Origin of the sequence: Neisseria uirgultaei, assembly GCF_962719845.1 — a bacterium.
Classification (GTDB): Bacteria; Pseudomonadota; Gammaproteobacteria; order Burkholderiales; family Neisseriaceae; genus Neisseria; species Neisseria bergeri.
Genome location: NZ_CAUIYF010000001.1, coordinates 104,840 through 127,218, shown reverse-complemented (window position 1 = coordinate 127,218; position 22,379 = coordinate 104,840). Strand labels below are relative to the sequence as shown.

Genomic DNA, 22,379 nt, shown 5'->3' with positions numbered 1-22,379 from the left:
AGACGGCATTTTTTTATCCGGCGGTTTGTTATCTGATCCGTTTGAATACCAAGTCCCAAACACCGTGTCCGAGGCGTTTGCCGCGCGCTTCGAATTTGGTTTCGGGGCGGTAGTCCGGGGTGGGGGCGTAGTCTGCCGCCGTATTTTGCAGGCTGTCGAAGCTGCTGAGGACTTCAAGCATCTGTTGTGCATATTCTTCCCAGTCTGTCGCCAGGTGGATATAGCCGCCGGTTTTGAGTTTGGGCAGCAGTTTGGCGATGAAGGGGGCTTGTATCAGACGGCGTTTGTGGTGGCGTTTTTTGTGCCACGGGTCGGGGAAGAATATGTGGATACCGTCGAGTGAGCCGTCTTGCAGCATATTTTCGACAACTTCTACGGCGTCGTGCCGCATCACGCGGATATTTTCCAAATGGTTTTCTTCTATGAGTTTGAGCAGATTGCCTACGCCGGGACCGTGTACGTCGATGGCGAGGAAGTCGGTTTCGGGCAGGCGGCGGGCAATTTCTGCGGTTGCCGTCCCCATACCGAAGCCTATTTCGAGAATTTTAGGTCGGCTGCTTCCGAAACGGGCATCAAGATCGGCCGGTGTTGCTTGGTAGCCGATGCCGAAGCTGTCCCATAAGGTATCGATGGCGCGTTGCTGTGCGGCGGTCATATGGCTTTGGCGGAGGACGAAACTGCGGATGCTGCGGGGGCGTCCGGCTTGACGGTCGTTTGGTGTTTGGTTTTCGGCGGTGTCTGTCATAATGCTTCCGTGCGCTTGTGCAATCAGGATGCCGTCTGAGTGAGAGCTGTCTGTTCGGACGGCGGGAAGGGAAAGGGGCGATTATACCTGTTTCGTTTCGGCAGGGTAGGTGTAACGGTGTTCAGACGGCATTTTGCCACTGTTGCAGCAGTTCCTGCAGAAAGCTTTTTTGCCCGTATCCGTTGTTTATGGCTTCTTGCAGGTAGCGGCAGGCTTTTTCTTTGTCCGGTTCGACACCGTGTCCGCTGTAATGGATGCAGGCGAGGTTGTAGAACGCCATACTGTCTTTTTGCGCGGCGGCTTGTTCAAACCATTTGCGGGCTTTGCCGTAGTCGGCGGCTATGCCCTGTCCGAAGTAATACATACTGCCCAGATTGGTTTGGGCTTTGCTGTGTCCGAGTTCTGCGGCTTCTGTGTAGAGTTTGAGCGCGGCTGCGTATTCGGGCGCGCATTGTAATCCGTAATGCAGGGCTTGGGCTTTTTGATAAAGCTGTTCTGCCCTTTGCCGCCTGATGGCGGAATCTTTAATGCCGCCATATTGCTCGGGATGGTTTAACGCGCTGTCGGATATGAGTTTCTGATAGGCGGAAAGGCTGCCGGCTTCGGTTGCCTGCCGGTAATAATGTCGGGCTTTTTCCGTATCGGGGGCTGTGCCCAAACCGTAGCGGCAGATGTCGCCCAGTATCCGCAAACCTTCGGGATGGCGTTCGGCTGCGGCTGCTTCGGCATGATGCAGGGCAAGTTTGTGGTTTCTTTCCTGATATTTGCCTTGCAGGTAGATGTCGGCCAGCGCGGCATGGGCATCGGGGTCATTTTCCTGTGCCGCCTGTTGGAACCGGTAAACGGCTTCATCGGGAGCCGTAGGCAGGATGAGTTCGGCAAGCGGGGTGTAGGCGGGAATGTATCCTTGTTGTGCGGCGGCGCGCAAATGATTGATGGCTTGGGTCGTGTCGGTTTGCGTCCCTTGTCCGAAACGATATTGCAGCCCGAGTTGCCAATGTGCTTCCGGCAAGCCTTGTGCCGCCGCTTTTCGGTAGAGCAGGTGCGCCGTTTCAAAATCCGGCGGTGTGCCGTACCGGCAGTATTGGGCGAGCAGGTATTGCCCGTGGGGATTGTTGTTTTTTGCGCTTGTTTTTGCCCATTTCAGGGCTTCTTCAAAATGCCGGGACGCATACAGCAGGTATATCAGGCGGACTTGCGCTTCGGGCAGGCCTGCTTCTGCCAGAGGCCTGTAAAGCGGTATCAGGGTTTCAGGGGGCGCGCCTTCCAATTCTTGGATATATGCCAAATTGTAACGTGCATAGGGATGCCCCTGTTCGGCGGCGATGCGGAGCATTTCCATACCTTGTTCGCGGTCTTGGTGCGGGTTGTCCGCGTCCATCAGGTGTTTTGCCAACTCGAATGCGGCGGCGGGATGGCCTGCCGAGGCCGCTTCTGTCAGCAGTCGGCGGACTTCGGCAAAGTTATATTGTTTTTGAGACAGGCGTTCCAAGGCCTGTCGATAGGTTAAGTCGGGATTGTTCATATCAGATCGTTTTCCGTTTTGTCGAATCATCGTTATTTGTTATGAAGTTAGGTTTATATCGGCACGCCGGCCTGCTGTATCATATTTTTACAGACGGTTTTTGTTTTGGCGGCATACTAATGCAGATGATTATAAATGGTTTCCGCCAATGCCTTGCTGATGCCTTCCACTTTTTCCAAGTCCTCGCGGCTGGCGGCAATCACGCCGCGCAGGCCGCCGAATCGGGTGAGCAGGGCTTGGCGACGTTTGCTGCCTACGCCGGGGATGTCGCTGAGTGATGAGGTAACGCGGGCTTTGTCGCGTTTTTTGCGGTGGCCGGTGATAGCGAAGCGGTGTGATTCGTCGCGCACGGTTTGCAGAAGGTGCAGGGCGGGGCTGTGCGGGGGCAGGCGGAAGGTTTCGCCGGTAAACGGAAGGATGAGTTCTTCCATACCGGCTTTGCGCTCCGGGCCTTTGGCGATGCCGACCAAAGGAATGTGCAGCCCGAGTTCCTCCCATACCGATACGGCGACGCCGATTTGCCCTTTGCCGCCGTCAATCAATACGGCATCGGGCCATTTGACGCTTTCTCCGTTGGCTTCGGCTTCCTGCATTTTGCCGTAACGGCGCGTCAACACTTCGCGCATTGCGGCGTAGTCGTCGCCGGGTTTGGCGGTGGTGATGTTGTAGCGGCGGTATTGCGAAGGCTGGATGTTTTGCTCATCGTACACAACGCAGGACGCAATAGTGGCCTCGCCTTGGGTGTGGCTGATGTCGAAGCATTCGAGGCGGTTGAGGCCGTCTGAATCCATACCGAGGATTTTGGCGAGTTCGTCAATTCGGTGTTGCTGGCTGCTTTGTTGCAGGCGGCGTTGGGCAATCGCCATTTGTGCGTTTTGTTCCGCCATTTTCAGCCAGACTTTGCGTTCGCCTATGGTTTTGGTAACGAACTGCATTTGTTTGCCGTGTTCGCTTTCCAAGGCTTCTTTCAATGCGTCGGGGACGGGAAAGTTGCTGATGATGATGTCGGGTTTGCTTTTGCCCAGATAGTGTTGGGCGACGAAGGCTTCGGCGTAGTCTTGCCCGTTTGGCTCGGGGTCGTTTTTGGTGTCGGGGAAAAAGCTTTTGTCGCCGACGTGCCGCCCGCCGCGTATGCTGACCCAGTGTACACAGACGAGGCCGTCTGAAACGGCGAGCGCGAGCAGGTCGATATCGTTGGGGTTGTTCGGGTTTTTGCTGTCGATGAACTGGTTGCTCTGCATGATGCCGAGTGCTTGGATTTGGTCGCGGTAGTGGGCGGCTTCTTCAAATTGCAGATTCGCGGCGGCGGTCTGCATCTTGTGTTGTAAGGTGCGGGTCAGTTCGTCGGTTTTGCCGTTGAGGAAAGTGGCGGCTTGGCGCACGCTGTCGCGGTAGTCTTCTTCGCTGATGTGTCCGACACAAGGCGCGGTGCAGCGTTTGATTTGGTACAGCAGGCAAGGGCGGTCTCGGTGTTCGAACACGCTGTCTTCGCAGGTACGCAGCATAAAGACTTTTTGCAACACTTGAATGCTGTCGCGCACGGCGTTGCTGTTCGGATACGGACCGAAGTATTGGTTGGGCTTTTTCAGCGTGCCGCGGTAATACGCCATTTGCGGATATTGATGGCCGCTGAGCATCAGATAAGGATAGCTTTTGTCGTCGCGAAAAAGGATATTGTATTTCGGCGACAAGGCTTTGATGAAGTTGTTTTCGAGAATCAGGGCTTCGGCTTCGGAGCGGGTGATGGTGGTTTCGATGTGGTGAACCTGTTTCACCATCAATGCGATGCGCGGTGAATGGTCGTTTTTTTGGAAATAGCCGGACACGCGCCGCTTGAGGTTGACCGCTTTGCCGACGTATAAGACTTTGCCGCCTTCGTCAAAAAAACGGTACACGCCCGGCAGCTTGGGCAGGTTTTTGAGGAAGAGCGGGATGTCGAATTGTTCCGGAGAACGGTTTTCTGTATTCATATCAATCATTTGAAAAACGGCTTCAGACGGCATATCGGCAGCGGCAGCCCTATCCGTTCGGAAAAGCTGTCGGGCGGTTATATGCGGTCAATCGATTTTTACCCGTTTCAGGCGCAGGGCATTGCCCAATACCGAAACCGAGCTTGCCGCCATTGCCGCACCTGCGATGACGGGATTTAAAAAGCCGAGTGCGGCGAGTGGAATGCCCAAAATATTGTAGAAGAAGGCGAAAAACAGGTTTTGCTTGATGTTTCTCAACGTCGCCCGCGATACCGATAGCGCATCGGCGAGCTGGTTGACCGAATGCTGCATCAGCGTGGCGGATGCGGTGTGTTCGGCAACGTCTGCGCCGCCTTTCATGGCGAAGCTGACGTTGGCGGCGGCAAGCGCGGGCGCGTCGTTGATACCGTCGCCGACCATTGCCACGGTTTTGCCGGCAGCTTTGAGTTTCTGCACTTCGGCAGCCTTGTCGCGCGGACTCATATTGCCGAAAGCGTGGGCGATGCCCAGTTGTTTGGCGACATATCCGACCGTGCCTTGGTTGTCGCCGCTCATGATGTAAACGTCGATATTGTGTTTTTTCAGACGGCCTATGGCTTCGGCAGTATCGGCTTTCAACGCGTCGGCGAGTGCGAATGCGCCGATAGGTTTGCCGTTTACAGATACGGCAACCACACTGGCGATTTCCCAAACGCCGTCTGAAAACTTCGGCAAGGTCAGTTCGGCAAATTCGGCTTTGCCTGCTTTCACCAACCCCACGCTTTCCACTTCGGCGGCAATGCCTGCGCCGACAACGGTTTGTGCGTTTTGTGCGGTAGGAATGTCCAAACCGCGCGCTTGGGCGGCGGAAACGATGGCGCGGGCGAGCGGGTGGGCGGCGTTTTGTTCGACGGCGGCGGCGATGCGGTACAAAGCGTCTTCGTCAAAGCCGCTGTCGGGAACGCAATAAACGGCGGCAACCTGCGGGCTGCCTTCGGTCAGCGTACCGGTTTTGTCCAACACGACGGCATCGACGTGGGCGGCTTCTTCCATTGCTGCCGCATCTTTAAACCAAATGCCGTGTTTCACCGCTTTGCCCATGCCGACCATAATCGCGGCAGGGGTTGCCAAACCGAGTGCGCACGGACAGGCAATCACCAAAACGGCGACGGCGTGCATCAGCGCAACCGTCCAATCGCCCTTAATCAGCCAAGTAACAATAAAAGTCAACAACGCAATGCCCACGACAGTCGGCACAAACACCGCCGCCGCCTTATCTGCTACGCGTGCAATCGGCGCTTTGCTGCCTTGTGCTTCAGAGAGCGCGTTCATCATGTCGCCGAGCAGGGTTTGGCTGCCGAGCTGCGTGGCGCGGTACACCACGCTGCCTTCGGTCATCAGCGCGCCCGCCAACACTTTGCCGCCTGCCTTTTTCTCTTCGGGATTGGATTCGCCGGTAAGGTGGCTCTCGTCTGCCCAGCCGCTGCCGCTTTCGATGATGCCGTCGGCGGCAATGCGTTCGCCGTGGTTGGCGCGGATTAGGTCGCCGATTTGCACTTGGTCAATGGGCAGTTGTTTCCATTCGCCATCGCGTTGCACGTTGACTTGGGTTGGCGTGAGTTTGAGCAGCAAGCCCAAGCTGTTCAGGCTGGATTTTTTGGTGCGGTGTTCCAAAAATTTGCCCAGCGACACAAAACCGATCACCATTACGCCTACTTCAAAATACACGTGCGCCATGCCGTGTGCCGCGTGCGGGCTGAAAAACAACATATAAACGGAATACAGATAAATCGACACCGTGCCGATGGTAACGAGCACGTCCATATTCGCCAATCCACCTTTAATACTCGCCCACGCGCTTTTGTAAAACGGGATTGCCAGCCAAAGCTGCACCACACTCGCCAATGCGAACTGCCACAACGGCGGAATCATCCAATCGTGTCTGCCGATCATCATCCCCGTCATACCGATAAGGAAAGGGATATTGATGACCAGCAAAAGCCACAGCCTCCAGCCGATATGGTGTTCTGCTTCTGGTTGCGGCAATGTATCTTCCGTTTTTTCCTTCGCGCCGTAACCGGTTTTCTCAATGATTTTGGCAATGTCAGCTACCGACGTTTTGCTATCGTCAAACGTAACCTGCGCTTCCTCGCTGGCGAAGTTCACTCCCGCCGATTCGACAAAATCTTTTTTGTTCAACACTTTTTCAATACGCGAAGCGCAGGCCTGACAGGTCATGCCTTCGATTTGGAAACGGATTTTTTGTTGCATAAGTTTGATTCCTGCTTTGATGTTCAGACGGCAGTCAAGGTTGCGGGATGCCGTCTGAACGCCCGTATGGTCGAAATTTCTCAAACGCGCCGATAATTCGAGTAGAATCCGAAAACTTGACACAGCAAAGGAAAAACGATGTCCCAACACCGCAAACTGATTATTTTGGGTTCCGGCCCCGCCGGATACACCGCCGCCGTCTATGCCGCGCGCGCCAATTTAAACCCCGTCATTATTACAGGTATCGCACAGGGCGGGCAACTGATGACAACGACCGAAGTGGACAACTGGCCTGCCGATGCCGACGGCGTGCAAGGGCCGGAATTAATGGCAAGGTTTCTCGCCCACGCCGAACGTTTCGGAACGGAAATCATTTTTGACCAAATCAACGCCGTCGATTTGCAAAAACGCCCCTTTACACTCAAAGGCGATATGGGCGAGTACACTTGCGATGCCCTGATTGTCGCAACAGGCGCGTCCGCCAAATACCTCGGCTTGCCGAGTGAGGAAGCGTTTGCGGGGAAAGGCGTTTCCGCTTGTGCCACCTGCGACGGTTTCTTCTACAAAAACCAAGATGTTGCCGTAGTCGGCGGCGGCAATACGGCAGTTGAGGAAGCACTCTACCTTGCCAATATCGCCAAAACCGTTACGCTGATTCACCGCCGCAGCGAATTTCGCGCCGAAAAAATCATGATCGACAAACTGATGAAACGCGTAGAAGAGGGCAAAATCATCCTCAAGCTGGAGAGCAATCTGCAAGAAGTACTGGGCGACGATCGGGGCGTAACCGGCGCATTATTAAAAAACAACGATGGTTCTGAGCAACAAATTGCCGTCAGCGGCATCTTTATCGCCATCGGACACAAGCCAAATACCGATATTTTCAAAGGGCAGTTGGAAATGGACGAAGCGGGTTACCTGAAAACCAAAGGCGGCACGGCGGACAATGTCGGTGCAACCAATATCGAAGGCGTATGGGCGGCGGGCGATGTAAAAGACCATACCTACCGTCAGGCAATTACCAGCGCGGCTTCCGGCTGTCAGGCGGCTTTGGACGCGGAACGCTGGCTGGGCAGCCAAAACATTTGAATGCCGTCTGAAACCGAAATTTTCGGCGGAATGCAAGTTTTTCGTACCAAATCCTTGATTCCGTCGGCAAACCCCAATATAATGCCGCTTCTTTAAACCTTGCCTTCTGCTTTCGCATGGCAGAAGGCTGTTTTTACCATCCATAAGGAGATAACATGCGTCATTACGAGATCGTGTTTATCGTTCATCCTGATCAAAGCGAGCAAGTGCCCGCTATGGTTGAGCGTTACAAAACCATGATTGCCGAGGCAAACGGTAAGATTCACCGTCTGGAAGATTGGGGTCGCCGCCAACTGGCTTACCCGATTAACAAAATCCATAAAGCACATTATGTTTTGATGAACATTGAAACCACTCCCGAAGTTGTTGAGGAGTTGGAAACCGCGTTCCGTTTCAATGATGCGGTATTGCGTCATCTGACCATCAAAACCAAACACGCCGTTACCGAAGCATCCCCTATGTTGGGTGGTGAAAAGGCTAAGAACCTGTTGAGCGGTGCGGCTGAAGAAGCGGCTGCCCAATAATTGGGATTCAATAATCTTGTTTCGCTTGCCGCGTTGATTGAAAAGGTTTTCCCTATTCGATATACGCCTGCCGGAATCTCTGTCTTAGATATTATTTTAAAGCATGAATCATGGCAGAAAGAAAATGGACAGCAATGTCTTGTCCAATTGGAAATTCCGGCACGGATTTTAGGCAGGCAGGCGGAAGAGTGGCAGTATCGGCAAGGTGTTTATGTTCACGTCGAAGGTTTTTTAGCTCAAAAAAGCAGACGTTCCCTGATGCCGATGCTCAGAATACAAAATATTAAAGAATATAAAGGTTAAACGACAATGGCTCGTCAATCATTCAAACGTAGAAAATTCTGCCGTTTCACGGCTGAAAAAATCCAAGAAGTCGATTACAAACAAGTTGATTTGCTGAAAGACTTTATCTCTGAAAACGGTAAAATCATTCCTGCCCGCATTACAGGAACGAAGGCATTCTACCAACGCCAATTGGCTGTTGCCGTAAAACGTGCGCGCTTCCTGGCTCTGCTGCCTTACACCGACCAACACAAATAATTTTGGAGATTGAATCATGCAAATTATTCTGTTAGAAAAAATCGGCAGTCTGGGCAACTTGGGCGACATCGTAACCGTTAAAAACGGCTACGCCCGCAACTTTTTGATTCCCGCAGGTAAGGCAAAACGTGCTACTGAAGCAAACATGAAAGAATTTGAAGCACGCCGCGCCGAATTGGAAGCCAAACAGGCTGAAATTTTGGCAGATGCCCAAGCCCGTCAGGAAAAATTGGATGGCCAAACCATTACAGTTGCCCAAAAAGCAGGTGTGGACGGTCGTCTGTTTGGTTCCGTTACCAATGCCGACATTGCTGCTGCAATCGTTGCTGCCGGCATCGAAGCCGTGAAAGCAAATGTACGTCTGCCGAACGGTCCTCTGAAAGCCGTTGGCGAGTACGAAGTGGAAGTGGCTTTGCACACTGATGCCGTTGCTAAAATTACCGTTGCCGTCGTTGCTGCAGCCGAGTAATTGAAATTATCAGAATGCCGTCTGAAACCATGCCGATTATCGGAATATGGTTTCAGACGGCATTTGTTTCGTTTTGTTTTCCGTATATTCTGCAAAAATCGGGAGGATTGTTTTTTATTTGCCTGAAGTCTTTGCAGAAATAGTTTGTTAACGAAATTTGATGTATAAAATGCGCTAAAAAATATTCAATTGACAAAAACCTTTCTGATTTTGAGAAAAGTAGGAAAATCGGGGCTTATTTATTTTGAAAATGGTATCGGGCATAAAGTTTGGCTGTGTTTCAATATGCTGCTGATAAGCATACTTCGTTCCGGAATATTCAATAGGATAACTTCCTGACTGACCGAAAAACCATGGTTTTTTCCCTTGCAAACAGTTGAAATCAACGGATTGTCAAAATACATCCTAAAAATTTAATAACTTATATGATTGTAAAGGTTGCGGCTTGTATGCTGGTCATTATGGCGGAAATACCGTTTGGGAGACAGCCGCATCGCGTGGATTCGGTACGGCAGACGATGTGCCGATGCCTTCGGGCGTTAAGGCGGGGTAATCGGCAGTTTGGAAAAAGGCAATGGAATCTGTGGGTAGAAGAAGTTAAGGGGAAAAGTCGGGCGTACGGTCAGGTTGTCTGTCCTCTTGTCGGAACAGGAGGCAGGGCAGCTTTGTCCTGATTAATTGCTTGTGCAAACGGTAAGAAGGTTTTTAAAGCAGGTTGTACAGCATTTTTCCGGCAATCAAAAGCAACATAATACCGAAGGATTTTTTGAGTTTGGCAGAAGAAAGTTTGTGGGCGGTTTTGACACCGAGCGGGGCAAAGGCAATGGTTGCCGCGCTGAGGACGGCAACGGCGGGCAGGTAAAGGAAGCCCAGCGACCCTTCGGGTAATCCTGCAATATTCAGGCCGTTGACCAGATACGATATTGCGCCGGAGAGTGCAATCGGCCAGGCAAGGCCGGATGATGTGCCGATGGCTTTATGGGCGGGGAAGCCGCAGTGGATTAAGAAGGGGACGGAAAGTGAACCGCCGCCTATGCCGACCCAGCTCGACATTGCGCCGAACAGTGTGGAAACCGCAGTCAGTCCGGGCAGCTTGGGCAACGGGCGGGATGCCGTCTGAGGGCCGGTATGCAGTGTTTTGAATGCGACGGCAGTTAAAAACAGGATGAAGAAAATTTGAAGCCCGAACGCGGGAATATATTTTGCGGAGAGTGCGCCCGTGAATACGCCGAATATCATACCCGGCATCATCGCAAATACGGTTTTCCAGTCGACCGCCTGTTTTTTATGCTGCCCCAACATACTGGAAAAGGCGGTGAAGACCATGACGGCGAAGGATGTGCCGACGGCGAGGTGTTGCGCGTAAGGATGTTGTGCCAAACCCTGCAAATCAAGCACCCATAAAACGACAGGGACAATCAGCGTGCCGCCGCCTACGCCGAACAGGCCGGCAATAAAACCTGCCGCACTGCCTACGGCAAGCAGGATTAAGATAATGTCCCAATGCCACATTTAATCCGCCTTTCTGTATTTTTTCCAAAATCGGCGTGCCGCCATAATGTAGCCGGACAGGCTGTATCCGAGAAAGAACAGGAAGAGGACGAGCGACGGTTCCCAAGTAACCAGAAGCAGCAGTAAGACGGCAAGCAGCATTCCGACAAAGGGGACTTGTCTGCGGATGTTGATTTCTTTAAAACTCCAAAAAGGGATTTGGACAATCATCGACAGGCCGGCAAACAGTGTGATACCCAATGCCCACCAGTGGACGGCGGGGAATTTTTCGACGCTGTGGTTGACCCAAATCAGCCCGACAATCAGCGCGGCAGCAGTCGGACTGGGCACGCCGATAAACCAGCGTTTGTCCACCTTGCCGATAAGCGTGTTGAACAGCGCGAGGCGCAGGGCGGCGCAGGCGCAGTAGATGAAGGCGACGGAATAACCGATTTTGCCGAACTGCCAAAGCTGCCATTTGTAGGCAATCAGCGCGGGGGCAACGCCGAAGCTGACCATGTCGGCAAGGCTGTCGAGCTGCTCCCCGAACGCGCTTTGGCTGTTGGTCAGCCGCGCCACGCGCCCGTCCATACCGTCCAGCAGCATGGAGATGAATACCGCGATGGCGGCGGTTTCGTAACGTCCGTGCATGGATTGGGTGATTGCGTAAAACGCGGAAAACAGCGCGGCGATGGTAAAGGAGTTAGGTAGCAGGTAAATACTGTTTTGACGCAGGGAGCGTTGCGGGGTGTTTGGCGGGATTTTCATAGTTGAAGTGTCTCACGGACGTGGAGAATTGATGTTCGGATTATAACGCAAACGCTTATCAAACAATACGCCCTTTAGGATGAAGCCCTCGGAGGCGGTTTGTTTTTCTGATGGAGGATGCTTTGCGGGGCGGTTTGACTCTGCCTGCCGCCGGGTGTGTTGTTTCAGATTTTTGCCGGATGGATATTGTTGCCGGGCATTTCTGGGCTTGCCGGAAGGTATCGGGGGAAGGGCATCGGAATATGCGGCGCGCCGTTCAAACCGGGGCGGCGTTTCCCTATTTTCGGGGAGTTTGCAGGTTTCAACAAATTGAAAGATATTTTTTGCCTTTCCGACCGTATGCTGATTTTGAAGCGGGATAAATTATAGGACAAGGTTTTTCGCCCGCCGCAAAGATTGGCCGTAACGCCGTTTGAAAACAACGGCTTGACGCTAAGGCGGCGGTATGCGGATTTGCGCTGCCGAAACCGGTTTGCTACAACTCGGCAGTGAAATCTGCAGGGAGGGATAAGCCGATAAGGCGGGACTTATCCTGTTTTTTGTTTATAATGCGACAGAATTTGGACGAACCGTCGGGAATTTATCATGATGAAAAAGATACTGGCAGTATCGGCACTATGCCTGATGACTGCGGCGGCACGGGCTGCCGATACTTACGGCTATCTCGCCGTTTGGCAGAATCCGCAGGATGCAAACGATGTTTTGCAGGTTAAAACCACAAAAGAAGATTCGACGAAAAGCGAAGCGTTTGCCGAGTTGGAGGCCTTTTGCAAAGGTCAAGACACGCTTGCGGGCATTGCCGAAGACGAGCCGACTGGATGCCGCTCTGTCGTATCCTTGAGCAATACCTGTGTTGCGTTGGCATATCCGAAAGCCGAAGGTGCGCTGCGTGCCGACAACGCCGTCGTGATTACTTCTCCGCGTTTTACGAGCGTTCATCAGGTCGCACTCAACCAATGTATCAAAAAATATGGCGTAGAGGGAGAATGTGCTTTGGAAACAGTGTATTGTACGTCTTCTTCTTATTACGGCGGGACTGTGCGCTCTTTGATTCAAAATCTCAAATAAAACGGAAAATGCCGTCTGAAAGATGTTCAGACGGCATTTCCATATCAGCGGTCAGGATTCTTTTGAATCGGGCAGCAGGCTGTTCAACACAATGGCGAGTACGGCGCACAAACCTACCCCCGCAAAGCTGAAACTGCCCAATTTGAGCGTCATGCCGCCGATGCCCGTGGTCAGTACCGAGCTGACAATGACTAGGTTTTTCGGCAGCATCAAATCGACTTTGGCATCAATCAGCGTTTTCACGCCCAAAGAAGCAATCGTACCGAACAGCAGCAGCATAATGCCGCCCATCACGGGCATCGGAATGGAAGCCAAAAACGCATTGAATTTGCCGAAAAACGCCATACAGACGGCAAAAACCGCCGCCCAAGTCATGATGACGGGGTTGCTGTTTTTGGTAATCATCACCGCACCCGTTACTTCGCCGTAGGTTGTAACCGGCGGGCCGCCGATCAGACCCGCAAGGCACACGCCCAAGCCGTCGCCCGCAAGGGTTTTGTCCAAGCCCGGGTCTTTCGTATAGTCTTTCCCCGTTACATTGCCGATTGCCATGATGCCGCCGATGTGTTCGATGGCGGGGGCGACGGCAACGGGCAGCATAAACAGTGCCGCCTGCCAGTTGACCTGAGGCGTTTCAAAATGGGGAATGGCGAACCAGGGCGCGTGTGCAATGCTTGCCGTGTCCACCAGTCCCATCAGCAGTGCCAAAACATAACCCGAAGCGACACCGATCAAGATGGGAATCAGCTTCATCATCCTGCTGCCGAAAACCGATACGATGGCGGTAACGGCAAAGGTAAAGCCGGAAAGAATCAGCGAATCGGTATAGTCGATGACCTGTTTGCCGTCCGCCTGACCCATTGCCATGCTGCTTGCCGCCACGGCAACAGACAGACCGATGACCATGATGACGGGACCGATGACGACCGGCGGCAGCAGTTTGTGTACCGCCGCCAGTCCGCGCCAACGGATCAGCGCAGCAAACACAAAATACATAAAGCCGGCGGCAAACAGTCCGAACATAGTGGAAGGCAGCCCCCATTCGCCGACGGAGTAGATGATCGGTGCGATAAAGGCAAACGAAGAACCGAGAAAAATCGGCACTTTACGTTTGGTTGTAATTTGGAACAGCAGCGTTCCCAAGCCTGCGCCCAAAAGTGCAAGAGCCGGATTCAGACCGGTCAGCAGGGGAACCAGCACCATTGCGCCGAATGCCACAAATAAAATCTGTGCGCCGGAAACGGCAAGTTTCAGTTGGTTCATACCATCTTCTTTCAATCGGTTCAAACGGCACGGATTATACTGGTTTGCCGAGGGTCTGCGTAAAAATACATATGGCGGGCAACAGATATGCCGTCTGAAAGGCAATGTCTGTCTGTTGCAGGATGAAAGCAGGAGAAATGGAGTATAATCCGACACTTTCCATATTCAATCCGCAAGCCGTCCGGCTTCCTTATTTCAGACGGCATTTTCCGGTAATACGGCATGACAGAAAAATCCCATAAAAAAACAGCAAAAGGCAGGGCGGGAAGCCCGTCCCTAACGTCCGCACGCAACAAGAAAGCCGACAACGGCGCACGGGGCAATAAAGTTTCCGAGCGGCTCAAGGCGGTCAAAGAGTTGCAGAAAACCGAAACCAAAAAGGCGCGTCCCGAACATGTCGTCAACCTTATTGGCGACGCGCTGTGGTTGATGGGTTTGGCGGCAACCCTGTATTTGGCGATTTCCCTGATCAGTTTCGATATGGGCGATCCGTCTTGGTCGCGCAGTTCGCCGCTTGCCGGAGATACCGCCAATTGGGGAGGTTTGTTCGGGGCATATATTGCCGATGTCGGTTATTACCTTTTCGGCTGGTCGTTCTGGTGGTGGGTAGCGGCTGCCTGCGTCGTGCTGTATAAAAAATTCCGTCTGCACGCAAAACAGACGGAAAACGAGGCATACAACCACAAAATCGCTGCCGCCGCGCTGTTTGTTCTGACGGTCTTCAGCCCCGTCTTGGAGTATTTTGTGCTGGGCGGAAAATATGCCGACTCCCTGCCTGTCGGAGCCGGCGGTATGGTCGGCATACGCGTCGGCGCAGTGTTTGCGTGGCTGCTGGGGAAATCGGGCAGCCTGCTGATTATCCTGGTTGTTCTGCTGTTGTCGTTGTCCCTGCTGGTGCAGATTTCATGGCTGGAATTTTTGAACAGTACGGGCAGGGCGGTTCAAAACCGTCTGAGTGCCTTATCCGGCAAGGTCATGGCTTTGGGAAAACGCCGGTCGAATACCAAAACAGACGGTGTCGATATCCAAAACACACGGCGCATGGTGAAAGAAGCCAAGAATATTACGGCCAAACCTGTTATTCCCCTCGAAGGCAGCAGCAGCAACCGAAAATCTGTTTCCGTTTCCGTTGCGCCGCCACCTAAAATCCAACCTTCGCTGTTTGAAGACAATGAAGTACAGCAGAACGGCGAATACCACAAGCCTGCATTGAACCTGCTGCGGATTCCCGACAGCGAGCCGGTCAGCATCAATCCCGCCGAATTGGAAAATACAGCCGAACTGATCGAATCCAAACTGGCAGAATTCGGCATCGGCGTACAAGTCGTATCCGCTACATCCGGCCCCGTCATCACGCGCTACGAAATCGAACCCGCGCAAGGTGTCAAAGGCAGTCAAATTGTCGCCTTGTCGAAAGATTTGGCGCGCTCGATGTCGCTGCAATCCGTGCGTATCGTCGAAACCATCGCCGGGAAAAACACGATGGGCATCGAGTTGCCCAACGACAAACGCCAAGACGTGATGTTGAGCGAAATCTTGTCCTCGCCCGTGTTTGCCGAAGCCAAATCCAAGCTGACCGTCGCGCTGGGCAAAGACATCGCCGGTACGCCCGTCGTTGGCGACTTGGCGAAAATGCCGCACCTTTTGGTTGCCGGTATGACCGGTTCGGGCAAGTCCGTCGGCGTGAACGGCATGATTATGTCTATGCTTTTCAAAGCTACGCCCGACGAAGTCCGCTTTATCATGATCGACCCGAAAATGCTTGAGTTGAGCATTTACGACGGCATTCCGCACCTGCTCTGTCCGGTTGTAACCGATATGCGCGAAGCGGGACAGGCGTTGAACTGGTGCGTCGCCGAAATGGAAAAACGCTACCGCCTGCTTTCCCACGCCGGTGTACGCAACTTGGAAGGCTTCAACCAAAAAGTCGAACAAGCCAAAACGGCAGGCAAGCCGCTGCTCAATCCGTTCAGCCTGACCCCCGACGAACCCGAACCTCTGGAAAAACTGCCGATGATTGTGGTCGTTATCGACGAGTTGGCAGACCTGATGATGACCGAACGCAAAGCCGTCGAACAACAAATCGCCCGCCTCGCCCAAAAAGCGCGCGCCGCCGGCATACATATGATTGTCGCCACCCAACGTCCCAGTGTCGATGTCGTTACCGGCCTGATTAAAGCCAACATCCCGACCCGTATGGCGTTTACCGTGCAAAGCAAAATCGACAGCCGAACCATCCTCGATCAAATAGGCGCGGACGAACTGCTGAAATACGGCGACTCCCTGTTCCTGCAACCGGGCAGTGCCGAACCGACCCGCCTGCAAGGTGCGTTCGTTTCCGATGATGAAGTCCACCGCGTCGTCGCTTTCGTCAAGGAGCAGGCACCGGCAAATTATGTAGAAGGGCTGCTTACAGGCGAAGCGGCACAGGAAACGGCAAATATCGTCAGCCCCAATGCAGACAGCGACGAATTGTTCGATCAGGCAGTCGCCTATGTTTTGGAAAGCAAAAAAACTTCCATTTCGTCTTTGCAGCGGCAGTTGCGTATCGGCTATAACCGCGCGGCAAACCTGATGGAGGCACTGGAAAATGCGGGTGTGGTTTCGCCGGCCGATTTGAACGGCAGCCGTAAAATTTTGGCGCGTAAGGATCATTTGTAGCCCGTGTCGCAAAATGCCGTCTGAACGGCGGAATTGGCGTTTCAGACGGCATATTATGTTTCAGGCGGAACATTGTGATATACTTGCCAGCTAAAATTTCCCCTTTGCGGCAATGCGGTTCAAATATCCGTACCGTTGCGCTGTTTGCTTCCCCATGCAGGGAAGAAGGTTTATCATTTTATCAACACAACAAATTTAAGGGCTTATGATGAGCGTAACTGTTGAAACTTTAGAAAATCTGGAACGCAAAGTAGTGTTGTCTCTGCCTTGGTCCGAAATTAACGCAGAAACCGATAAAAAACTGAAACAAACCCAGCGCCGTGCAAAAATCGACGGTTTCCGCCCGGGTAAAGCACCTTTAAAAATGATTGCCCAAATGTACGGTGCAAGCGCGCAAAATGATGTCATCAATGAAATGGTTCAACGCCGCTTCTACGATGTTGCCGTTGCCCAAGAATTGAAAGTTGCAGGCTATCCGCGTTTCGAAGGCGTTGAAGAACAAGATGATAAAGAATCCCTGAAAATCGCTGCGATTTTCGAAGTATTCCCTGAAGTCGTTATCGGCGATTTGTCTGCACAAGAAGTTGAAAAAGTAACCGCTTCCGTCGGTGATGCTGAAGTGGATCAAACCGTAGAAATCCTGCGCAAACAACGTACCCGCTTTAACCATATTGAACGCGAAGCCCAAAACGGCGACCGTGTCATCATCGACTTCGAAGGCAAAATCGACGGCGAACCTTTCGCAGGCGGCGCATCCAAAAACTACGCCTTCTTATTGGGCGCAGGTCAAATGTTGCCTGAATTTGAAGCCGGCGTAGTTGGTATGAAGGCTGGCGAAAGCAAAGACGTTACCGTCAATTTCCCTGAAGACTACCACGGTAAAGACGTTGCCGGTAAATCCGCTGTCTTCACCATCACATTGAACAACGTATCTGAAGCTACTTTGCCTGAAGTTGATGCCGATTTTGCTAAAGCATTGGGTATTGCCGACGGCGACGTGGCCAAAATGCGCGAAGAAGTGAAGAAAAACGTCGGTCGCGAAGTGGAACGCCGCGTAAACGAACAAACCAAAGAATCTGTCATGAACGCGCTGCTCAAAGCTGTAGAGCTGAAAGCACCTGTTGCTTTGGTAAATGAAGAAGCAGCACGCTTGGCAAACGAAATGAAACAAAATTTTGTTAACCAAGGCATGGCTGATGCTGCCAACTTGGATTTGCCTTTGGATATGTTCAAAGAACAAGCCGAACGCCGCGTATCTTTGGGTCTGATTTTGGCCAAACTGGTTGATGAAAACAAACTGGAACCGACTGAAGAGCAAATCAAAGCCGTTGTTGCCAACTTCGCAGAAAGCTACGAAGATCCTCAAGAAGTGATTGACTGGTACTACGCAGAGCCTTCCCGTTTGCAAGGCCCGACTTCTTTGGCAGTAGAAAGCAACGTTGTTGATTTCGTTTTGGGCAAAGCCAAAGTAAGCGAAAAAGCTTTGTCTTTTGACGAAGTGATGGGTGCACAAGCCTAATCATCTTCAAAGGTTTGTCTGAAACAGGCAACTTGAAAGCACCAAAGCGTCCCTTTGGTGCTTTCGTAACATTGACAGGAGACAAGAATGTCCTTCGATTTCAATAATTACCTCGTTCCTACCGTTATCGAACAAAGCGGTCGTGGTGAGCGTGCATTTGATATTTACTCGCGCCTTTTAAAAGAACGCATCGTATTTTTAGTCGGTCCGGTAACCGATGAGTCAGCAAATTTGGTGGTCGCCCAGCTATTGTTTTTGGAAAGTGAAAATCCGGATAAGGATATTTTCTTCTACATCAACTCTCCCGGCGGTTCGGTAACGGCCGGTATGTCGATTTATGACACGATGAATTTCATCAAGCCCGATGTATCGACTTTGTGCTTGGGGCAGGCGGCAAGTATGGGGGCGTTCTTATTGTCGGCAGGCGAAAAAGGCAAACGTTTCGCATTGCCCAACAGCCGGATTATGATTCACCAGCCTTTAATCAGCGGAGGCTTGGGCGGTCAGGCATCCGACATTGAAATTCACGCACGCGAACTGTTGAAAATCAAAGAAAAACTCAACCGCCTGATGGCGAAACACTGCGGCCGCGATTTGGCAGATTTGGAGCGCGACACCGACCGTGATAATTTCATGTCTGCCGAAGAGGCAAAAGAATATGGTTTGATTGACCAAGTTTTGGAAAACCGCGCTTCTTTGCAGCTTTAAACCTTGTGAAGTAGACAAATGCCGTCTGAAAACAGTTCAGACGGCATTTGTCTTATAGGGACTGTATCGGGATGATTTTGTTCTGGTTGCGTTTGGAGCCGTTTTCGCCGTAGTTGGTTTTGACATACTCTTCAACAATAGCCAGAAATTCCGTTGCAATGTTGTCGCCTTTCAGCGTTACTTTGCGTTCACCATCTACATAAACAGGCGCGACGGGTGTTTCTCCCGTACCTGGCAGGCTGATGCCGATGTCAGCCAGTTTGCTTTCTCCGGGACCGTTGACGACACAGCCCATCACGGCGACATTCAAGGATTCCACGCCGGGATAAGCAGTACGCCATACGGTCATTTTTTGGCGCAGGTAGTTTTGCACATCTTGGGCCAGTTCTTGAAAAACGGTACTGGTGGTGCGACCGCAGCCGGGACAGGCAGTAACCATCGGCGTAAACGAGCGCAAACCCATAGTCTGTAAAATCTCTTGCCCGACGACGACCTCCTGCGTTCGCGGGCTGCCCGGCTCCGGAGTGAGTGAAATGCGGATGGTGTCGCCGATTCCTTCTTGAAGCAAGACGGATAATGCTGCCGTTGATGCGACAATGCCTTTGCTGCCCATACCGGCTTCGGTCAAACCCAAATGCAGCGGATAGGCGCAACGGCTGCCCAGTTCGCGGTAAACCTGAATCAGGTCTTGAACCGCGCTGACTTTGCACGACAGGATAATTTTGTCTTCGGGCAGTCCCAATAGAACGGCTTTCTCGGCAGATTCCAAAGCGGAGACAATCAGTGCTTCCTTCATCACTTCTTCGGGCGGTTTCGGCGCGGAAGAAGCGAGGTTGGCATCCATCATGCGTTTGGCGAGGCTCTGATCCAAAGAACCCCAGTTTACGCCGATGCGGACGGCTTTATCGTTTTCGGCAGCAGTCCGAATCATAAAGGCAAATTTTTCATCGCCTTTTGCACCTTTGCCGACATTGCCGGGATTGATGCGGTATTTGGACAGGGCTTTTGCACACTCGGGAAATTCCGCCAACAGGCGTTCGCCGTTGAAATGGAAATCGCCAATCAGTGGTGTGGTATAGCCCATATCGTCCAAGCGGCGGCGGATTTCGGCAACTTTGGACGCGGCTTCGGGGCTGTTGACGGTAATCCGCACCATTTCTGAGCCGGCATCACTCAATTCCTTAATCTGCAATGCGGTGGCTTTTGCATCGGCAGTGTCGGTGTTGGTCATAGATTGGATAACGACGGGTGCTTCTGAACCGACGGTAATATGATCGATGCGGACTTGATGCGTCTTGCGGCGTTGGAGTGTGTTCATATGGTTTGAATCTGTTTATTGACCGGTGAGGACGGTTTGCAATTCTTCCGAGTAGGGGAAATTTGCCTGCAATTGTGCTTCATATTCGTATGCCGCCTGCGCGTTGCCGAGGGCTTTGGCAATTTTCCAGCCAAGCAGCAAATCATCGGCCTGAAGGACTTCTACCCTGCTTTGGTATTTTTTAAAGTAGTAATCGGCATCGCCCAACTGCCCGGCCAGCATTTTGGTGCGCGCCAGTTCTTTAAATGCGGGGGGGAACTGCGGCTGCGAGGCGAGCGAGCGTTCCAAATAGGCTTCCGCCAATCCGAATTGCCCCTGTTTGGCACTGCATATGCCTTTATTCAGGTTGGCAATATAAGGGGTCGGGTAGGTGGGGTCGGCCAAGGCTTTGTCGAAATATGCCATAGATTCGGCAGGGCGGTTGAGCCTGCCGCACAGGAACCAGCCGTAGTTGTTGTTGATTTCGGCGCTGTCGGGTTTGATGGAGAGGGCTTGCCGGAAACTTTCCTGCGCCTTGTCGTTAACTTTCAGGTATTGATAGATTTCGGCACGAACCAGCCAAGCAAGCTCGTTTTTAGGGTCAGATTTCAAGGCATCTTCAATACTTGCCGTCGCCTGACGGTAGTCCTGACCGCGCATATATTCCATTGCCAACTGGGTTTTGATATTGGAAACCTGATTGGCTTTTTCTGCCCGCGAGGGGCGGTAGGAAGTGCTGCACGCGCCCAAGGCAAGGACAAGCAATAAAGAGATTCGTTTGGATAGCTTAAAAGGCATAATTACCCCTGTTGTCCGATTAAAATCTGCTGCCATTTTTGTTGGCGGCGTGTTTTATCCCGAACCTGACCTGCCAGCTGTCCGCAGGCGGCATCGATGTCGTCGCCGCGCGTTTTTCGTACGGTAACGACAAATCCTGCCTGCTGCAAAATATCGCGGAACACACGGATGTTCTCATTGCTGGAGCGTTCGTATCCGGAGTTTGGGAAGGGATTGAACGGAATCAGATTGAACTTGCAGGGAACATCTTTGACCAGTTCGATCAGTTCGCGCGCATGTTGCGCCTTATCGTTTATTCCGTCCAACATGACGTATTCGAAAGTGATGAAATCCCTGGGTGCTTTGACCAGATAGCGTTGGCAGGCCGCCATCAGTTCTTTCAAGGGATATTTTTTGTTCAGCGGTACGATTTGGTTGCGGACTTCGTCATTGGAAGCATGGAGGGAAACCGCCAAAGCCACCGGCATGACATCGCGCAACCTGTCCATTTGGGGAACCATACCCGAAGTAGAAACCGTTACGCGGCGGCGGCTCAAACCGTATCCGTGGTCGTCCAGCATGATGCTCAAGGCGGTAACGACATTGTCGAAGTTCGCCATCGGTTCGCCCATACCCATCATCACTACATTGGAAATTACGCGTTCGTTTTTCGGTGTAACGCCCATTGCTTTGTTTGCCCACCACAATTGCCCGATAATTTCGGCAGCGGTCAAATTGCGGTTGAAGCCCTGCCGGCCGGTCGAGCAAAATGTACATTCCAAAGCGCAGCCGACTTGCGAGGAAATGCAGAGCGTGCCGCGATCCGATTCGGGGATGAAGACGGTTTCCACGCCGTTGCCCGTCCCGACATCCAAAAGCCATTTTCGAGTGCCGTCTGAAGATTCTTGAGACATCATCAGCTTGGGAATTTCGATGCTTGCCTGTTCGTTCAGTTTATGGCGCAGGGATTTTGCCAAATCGGTCATTTCGTCAAAATTTTGCGCACCGGATTGGTGCATCCAACGCATAACCTGTTTGGCACGGAAAGGTTTTTCGCCCATATCGGCAAAATGTCGGGTCAGCCCTTGAAGGTCGTAGTTGAGCAGATTGGTTTTCATGTGTTTGTGTTTTTCTTAAATTAAGGCTTCAAATAAAAAATTGCAGGGCAGGCAAGTTTGATTTAAAGCCTTTTGCAACTGAGTTTTCAGACGGCATGGATATATTTTATGCCGTCTGAAGAGGAGTTGTGCGGTGTATTGTATCAACGGGGGCAGATTTCGGTTTGGCTGAAAAAGTAGGCAATTTCCAAAGCGGCATTTTCCACGCTGTCGGAACCGTGTACGGCGTTAATGCTGACTGATGTGGCAAAGTCCGCACGTATTGTGCCTTCGGCGGCTTCGGCGGGATTAGTCGCCCCCATCAGTTCGCGGTTTTTCAGAACGGCGTTTTCGCCTTCCAGTACTTGAATCATAACCGGACCGCCGGTCATAAATTCAACCAATCCGGCGTAGAAGGGGCGGTCTTTGTGAACCGCATAAAATTCTTGCGCCTCTTTGAGGGTAAGCTGCTTCATTTTGGCGGCAACGATTTTCAGACCGTTCTCCTCAAAGCGGCTGTATATTTTGCCGATAACGTTTTTGCCGACGGCATCGGGTTTGATGATGGAGATGGTGCGTTCAATCGCCATGCTATATCCTTATTTTTATTTAAGAAGA

20 protein-coding genes are annotated in these 22,379 nt (G+C 52.2%); 9 read left to right on the top strand and 11 right to left on the bottom strand.

Annotation, left to right across the window (positions count from 1 at the left end; genetic code table 11):
- Window positions 1–28: 28 nt before the first annotated feature.
- From trmB to Q9J32_RS00555, 4 genes are all read right to left on the bottom strand, one after another.
- Window positions 29–745 carry a tRNA (guanosine(46)-N7)-methyltransferase TrmB gene (trmB, locus tag Q9J32_RS00570; protein ID WP_301884595.1) on the bottom strand — a complete coding sequence of 239 codons (717 nt, stop codon included), beginning with the start codon at window positions 743–745 and terminating at the stop codon, window positions 29–31.
- Between the two features lie 121 nt (window positions 746–866).
- Entirely contained in the window at window positions 867–2,270 is a 1,404-nt protein-coding gene (locus tag Q9J32_RS00565) for a tetratricopeptide repeat protein (RefSeq protein WP_301884592.1), read from the bottom strand.
- 116 nt (window positions 2,271–2,386) lie between these two features.
- A complete protein-coding gene (gene uvrC / locus Q9J32_RS00560; RefSeq protein ID WP_301884589.1) occupies window positions 2,387–4,273 on the bottom strand; it encodes an excinuclease ABC subunit UvrC in 1,887 nt (628 codons plus the stop codon).
- A gap of 54 nt (window positions 4,274–4,327) precedes the next feature.
- Window positions 4,328–6,490, bottom strand: coding sequence for a heavy metal translocating P-type ATPase (locus Q9J32_RS00555; protein WP_301884586.1), 2,163 nt, complete (start codon window positions 6,488–6,490; stop codon window positions 4,328–4,330).
- Between the two features lie 138 nt (window positions 6,491–6,628).
- Here Q9J32_RS00555 and trxB point away from each other — a divergent pair, with 138 nt between their 5' ends.
- The 5 genes from trxB to rplI all read left to right on the top strand — a co-directional run bounded on the left by trxB (window position 6,629) and on the right by rplI (window position 9,112).
- Window positions 6,629–7,579, top strand: a complete 951-nt coding sequence (trxB, locus tag Q9J32_RS00550) for a thioredoxin-disulfide reductase (RefSeq protein ID WP_196428160.1) — start codon at window positions 6,629–6,631, stop codon at window positions 7,577–7,579.
- Window positions 7,580–7,734: 155 nt separating this feature from the next.
- Window positions 7,735–8,103 carry a 30S ribosomal protein S6 gene (gene rpsF, locus Q9J32_RS00545; protein ID WP_118810218.1) on the top strand — a complete coding sequence of 123 codons (369 nt, stop codon included), beginning with the start codon at window positions 7,735–7,737 and terminating at the stop codon, window positions 8,101–8,103.
- A complete protein-coding gene (gene priB / locus Q9J32_RS00540; RefSeq protein ID WP_118792160.1) occupies window positions 8,104–8,406 on the top strand; it encodes a primosomal replication protein N in 303 nt (100 codons plus the stop codon).
- Window positions 8,407–8,412: 6 nt separating this feature from the next.
- Window positions 8,413–8,643 carry a 30S ribosomal protein S18 gene (gene rpsR / locus Q9J32_RS00535; RefSeq protein WP_002213306.1) on the top strand — a complete coding sequence of 77 codons (231 nt, stop codon included), beginning with the start codon at window positions 8,413–8,415 and terminating at the stop codon, window positions 8,641–8,643.
- A 16-nt stretch (window positions 8,644–8,659) separates the two neighbouring features.
- Window positions 8,660–9,112 carry a 50S ribosomal protein L9 gene (gene rplI, locus Q9J32_RS00530; protein WP_118811639.1) on the top strand — a complete coding sequence of 151 codons (453 nt, stop codon included), beginning with the start codon at window positions 8,660–8,662 and terminating at the stop codon, window positions 9,110–9,112.
- A gap of 705 nt (window positions 9,113–9,817) precedes the next feature.
- On the opposite strand, the gene Q9J32_RS00525 is transcribed toward rplI, so the two are convergent.
- A complete protein-coding gene (locus tag Q9J32_RS00525; RefSeq protein WP_118811640.1) occupies window positions 9,818–10,624 on the bottom strand; it encodes a sulfite exporter TauE/SafE family protein in 807 nt (268 codons plus the stop codon).
- Complete coding sequence (gene pssA, locus Q9J32_RS00520) at window positions 10,625–11,371, bottom strand: CDP-diacylglycerol--serine O-phosphatidyltransferase (protein ID WP_301884577.1); 747 nt, start codon at window positions 11,369–11,371, stop codon at window positions 10,625–10,627.
- Between the two features lie 585 nt (window positions 11,372–11,956).
- On the opposite strand from pssA, the gene Q9J32_RS00515 reads away from it, so the two are divergent.
- Window positions 11,957–12,439 carry a DUF4189 domain-containing protein gene (locus Q9J32_RS00515; RefSeq protein WP_301884575.1) on the top strand — a complete coding sequence of 161 codons (483 nt, stop codon included), beginning with the start codon at window positions 11,957–11,959 and terminating at the stop codon, window positions 12,437–12,439.
- A 51-nt stretch (window positions 12,440–12,490) separates the two neighbouring features.
- Here the strand turns inward: Q9J32_RS00515 and Q9J32_RS00510 are convergent, their stop codons facing one another.
- Window positions 12,491–13,702, bottom strand: coding sequence for a uracil-xanthine permease family protein (locus Q9J32_RS00510; RefSeq protein WP_301884572.1), 1,212 nt, complete (start codon window positions 13,700–13,702; stop codon window positions 12,491–12,493).
- A gap of 222 nt (window positions 13,703–13,924) precedes the next feature.
- On the opposite strand from Q9J32_RS00510, the gene Q9J32_RS00505 reads away from it, so the two are divergent.
- From Q9J32_RS00505 to clpP, 3 genes are all read left to right on the top strand, one after another.
- Complete coding sequence (locus Q9J32_RS00505) at window positions 13,925–16,363, top strand: DNA translocase FtsK (protein ID WP_301884570.1); 2,439 nt, start codon at window positions 13,925–13,927, stop codon at window positions 16,361–16,363.
- 208 nt (window positions 16,364–16,571) lie between these two features.
- The gene (tig, locus tag Q9J32_RS00500; protein WP_301884567.1) at window positions 16,572–17,882 is read left to right on the top strand and encodes a trigger factor; all 1,311 of its coding nucleotides are present in this window, start codon (window positions 16,572–16,574) and stop codon (window positions 17,880–17,882) included.
- Between the two features lie 87 nt (window positions 17,883–17,969).
- Window positions 17,970–18,590 carry an ATP-dependent Clp endopeptidase proteolytic subunit ClpP gene (gene clpP / locus Q9J32_RS00495; protein WP_301884565.1) on the top strand — a complete coding sequence of 207 codons (621 nt, stop codon included), beginning with the start codon at window positions 17,970–17,972 and terminating at the stop codon, window positions 18,588–18,590.
- A 52-nt stretch (window positions 18,591–18,642) separates the two neighbouring features.
- Here the strand turns inward: clpP and ispG are convergent, their stop codons facing one another.
- From ispG to ndk, 4 genes are all read right to left on the bottom strand, one after another.
- The gene (ispG, locus tag Q9J32_RS00490; RefSeq protein WP_301884563.1) at window positions 18,643–19,908 is read right to left on the bottom strand and encodes a flavodoxin-dependent (E)-4-hydroxy-3-methylbut-2-enyl-diphosphate synthase; all 1,266 of its coding nucleotides are present in this window, start codon (window positions 19,906–19,908) and stop codon (window positions 18,643–18,645) included.
- A gap of 15 nt (window positions 19,909–19,923) precedes the next feature.
- Entirely contained in the window at window positions 19,924–20,685 is a 762-nt protein-coding gene (gene pilW, locus Q9J32_RS00485) for a type IV pilus biogenesis/stability protein PilW (protein ID WP_301668900.1), read from the bottom strand.
- Window positions 20,686–20,687: 2 nt separating this feature from the next.
- The gene (gene rlmN / locus Q9J32_RS00480) at window positions 20,688–21,782 is read right to left on the bottom strand and encodes a dual-specificity RNA methyltransferase RlmN (protein WP_301668898.1); all 1,095 of its coding nucleotides are present in this window, start codon (window positions 21,780–21,782) and stop codon (window positions 20,688–20,690) included.
- Window positions 21,783–21,925: 143 nt separating this feature from the next.
- Window positions 21,926–22,351: a nucleoside-diphosphate kinase gene (ndk, locus tag Q9J32_RS00475; protein WP_014573969.1), complete on the bottom strand. Its 426-nt coding sequence runs from the start codon at window positions 22,349–22,351 to the stop codon at window positions 21,926–21,928.
- Between the last annotated feature and the right edge of the window lie 28 nt (window positions 22,352–22,379).

Coding starts and splice junctions, on each gene's coding strand:
- trmB (WP_301884595.1), bottom strand. CDS start 745: ATGACAGACACCGCCGAAAACCAAACACCAAACGACCGTCAAGCCGGA.
- Q9J32_RS00565 (WP_301884592.1), bottom strand. CDS start 2,270: ATGAACAATCCCGACTTAACCTATCGACAGGCCTTGGAACGCCTGTCT.
- uvrC (WP_301884589.1), bottom strand. CDS start 4,273: ATGCCGTCTGAAGCCGTTTTTCAAATGATTGATATGAATACAGAAAAC.
- Q9J32_RS00555 (WP_301884586.1), bottom strand. CDS start 6,490: ATGCAACAAAAAATCCGTTTCCAAATCGAAGGCATGACCTGTCAGGCC.
- trxB (WP_196428160.1), top strand. CDS start 6,629: ATGTCCCAACACCGCAAACTGATTATTTTGGGTTCCGGCCCCGCCGGA.
- rpsF (WP_118810218.1), top strand. CDS start 7,735: ATGCGTCATTACGAGATCGTGTTTATCGTTCATCCTGATCAAAGCGAG.
- rpsR (WP_002213306.1), top strand. CDS start 8,413: ATGGCTCGTCAATCATTCAAACGTAGAAAATTCTGCCGTTTCACGGCT.
- rplI (WP_118811639.1), top strand. CDS start 8,660: ATGCAAATTATTCTGTTAGAAAAAATCGGCAGTCTGGGCAACTTGGGC.
- Q9J32_RS00525 (WP_118811640.1), bottom strand. CDS start 10,624: ATGTGGCATTGGGACATTATCTTAATCCTGCTTGCCGTAGGCAGTGCG.
- pssA (WP_301884577.1), bottom strand. CDS start 11,371: ATGAAAATCCCGCCAAACACCCCGCAACGCTCCCTGCGTCAAAACAGT.
- Q9J32_RS00515 (WP_301884575.1), top strand. CDS start 11,957: ATGATGAAAAAGATACTGGCAGTATCGGCACTATGCCTGATGACTGCG.
- Q9J32_RS00510 (WP_301884572.1), bottom strand. CDS start 13,702: ATGAACCAACTGAAACTTGCCGTTTCCGGCGCACAGATTTTATTTGTG.
- Q9J32_RS00505 (WP_301884570.1), top strand. CDS start 13,925: ATGACAGAAAAATCCCATAAAAAAACAGCAAAAGGCAGGGCGGGAAGC.
- tig (WP_301884567.1), top strand. CDS start 16,572: ATGAGCGTAACTGTTGAAACTTTAGAAAATCTGGAACGCAAAGTAGTG.
- clpP (WP_301884565.1), top strand. CDS start 17,970: ATGTCCTTCGATTTCAATAATTACCTCGTTCCTACCGTTATCGAACAA.
- ispG (WP_301884563.1), bottom strand. CDS start 19,908: ATGAACACACTCCAACGCCGCAAGACGCATCAAGTCCGCATCGATCAT.
- pilW (WP_301668900.1), bottom strand. CDS start 20,685: ATGCCTTTTAAGCTATCCAAACGAATCTCTTTATTGCTTGTCCTTGCC.
- rlmN (WP_301668898.1), bottom strand. CDS start 21,782: ATGAAAACCAATCTGCTCAACTACGACCTTCAAGGGCTGACCCGACAT.
- ndk (WP_014573969.1), bottom strand. CDS start 22,351: ATGGCGATTGAACGCACCATCTCCATCATCAAACCCGATGCCGTCGGC.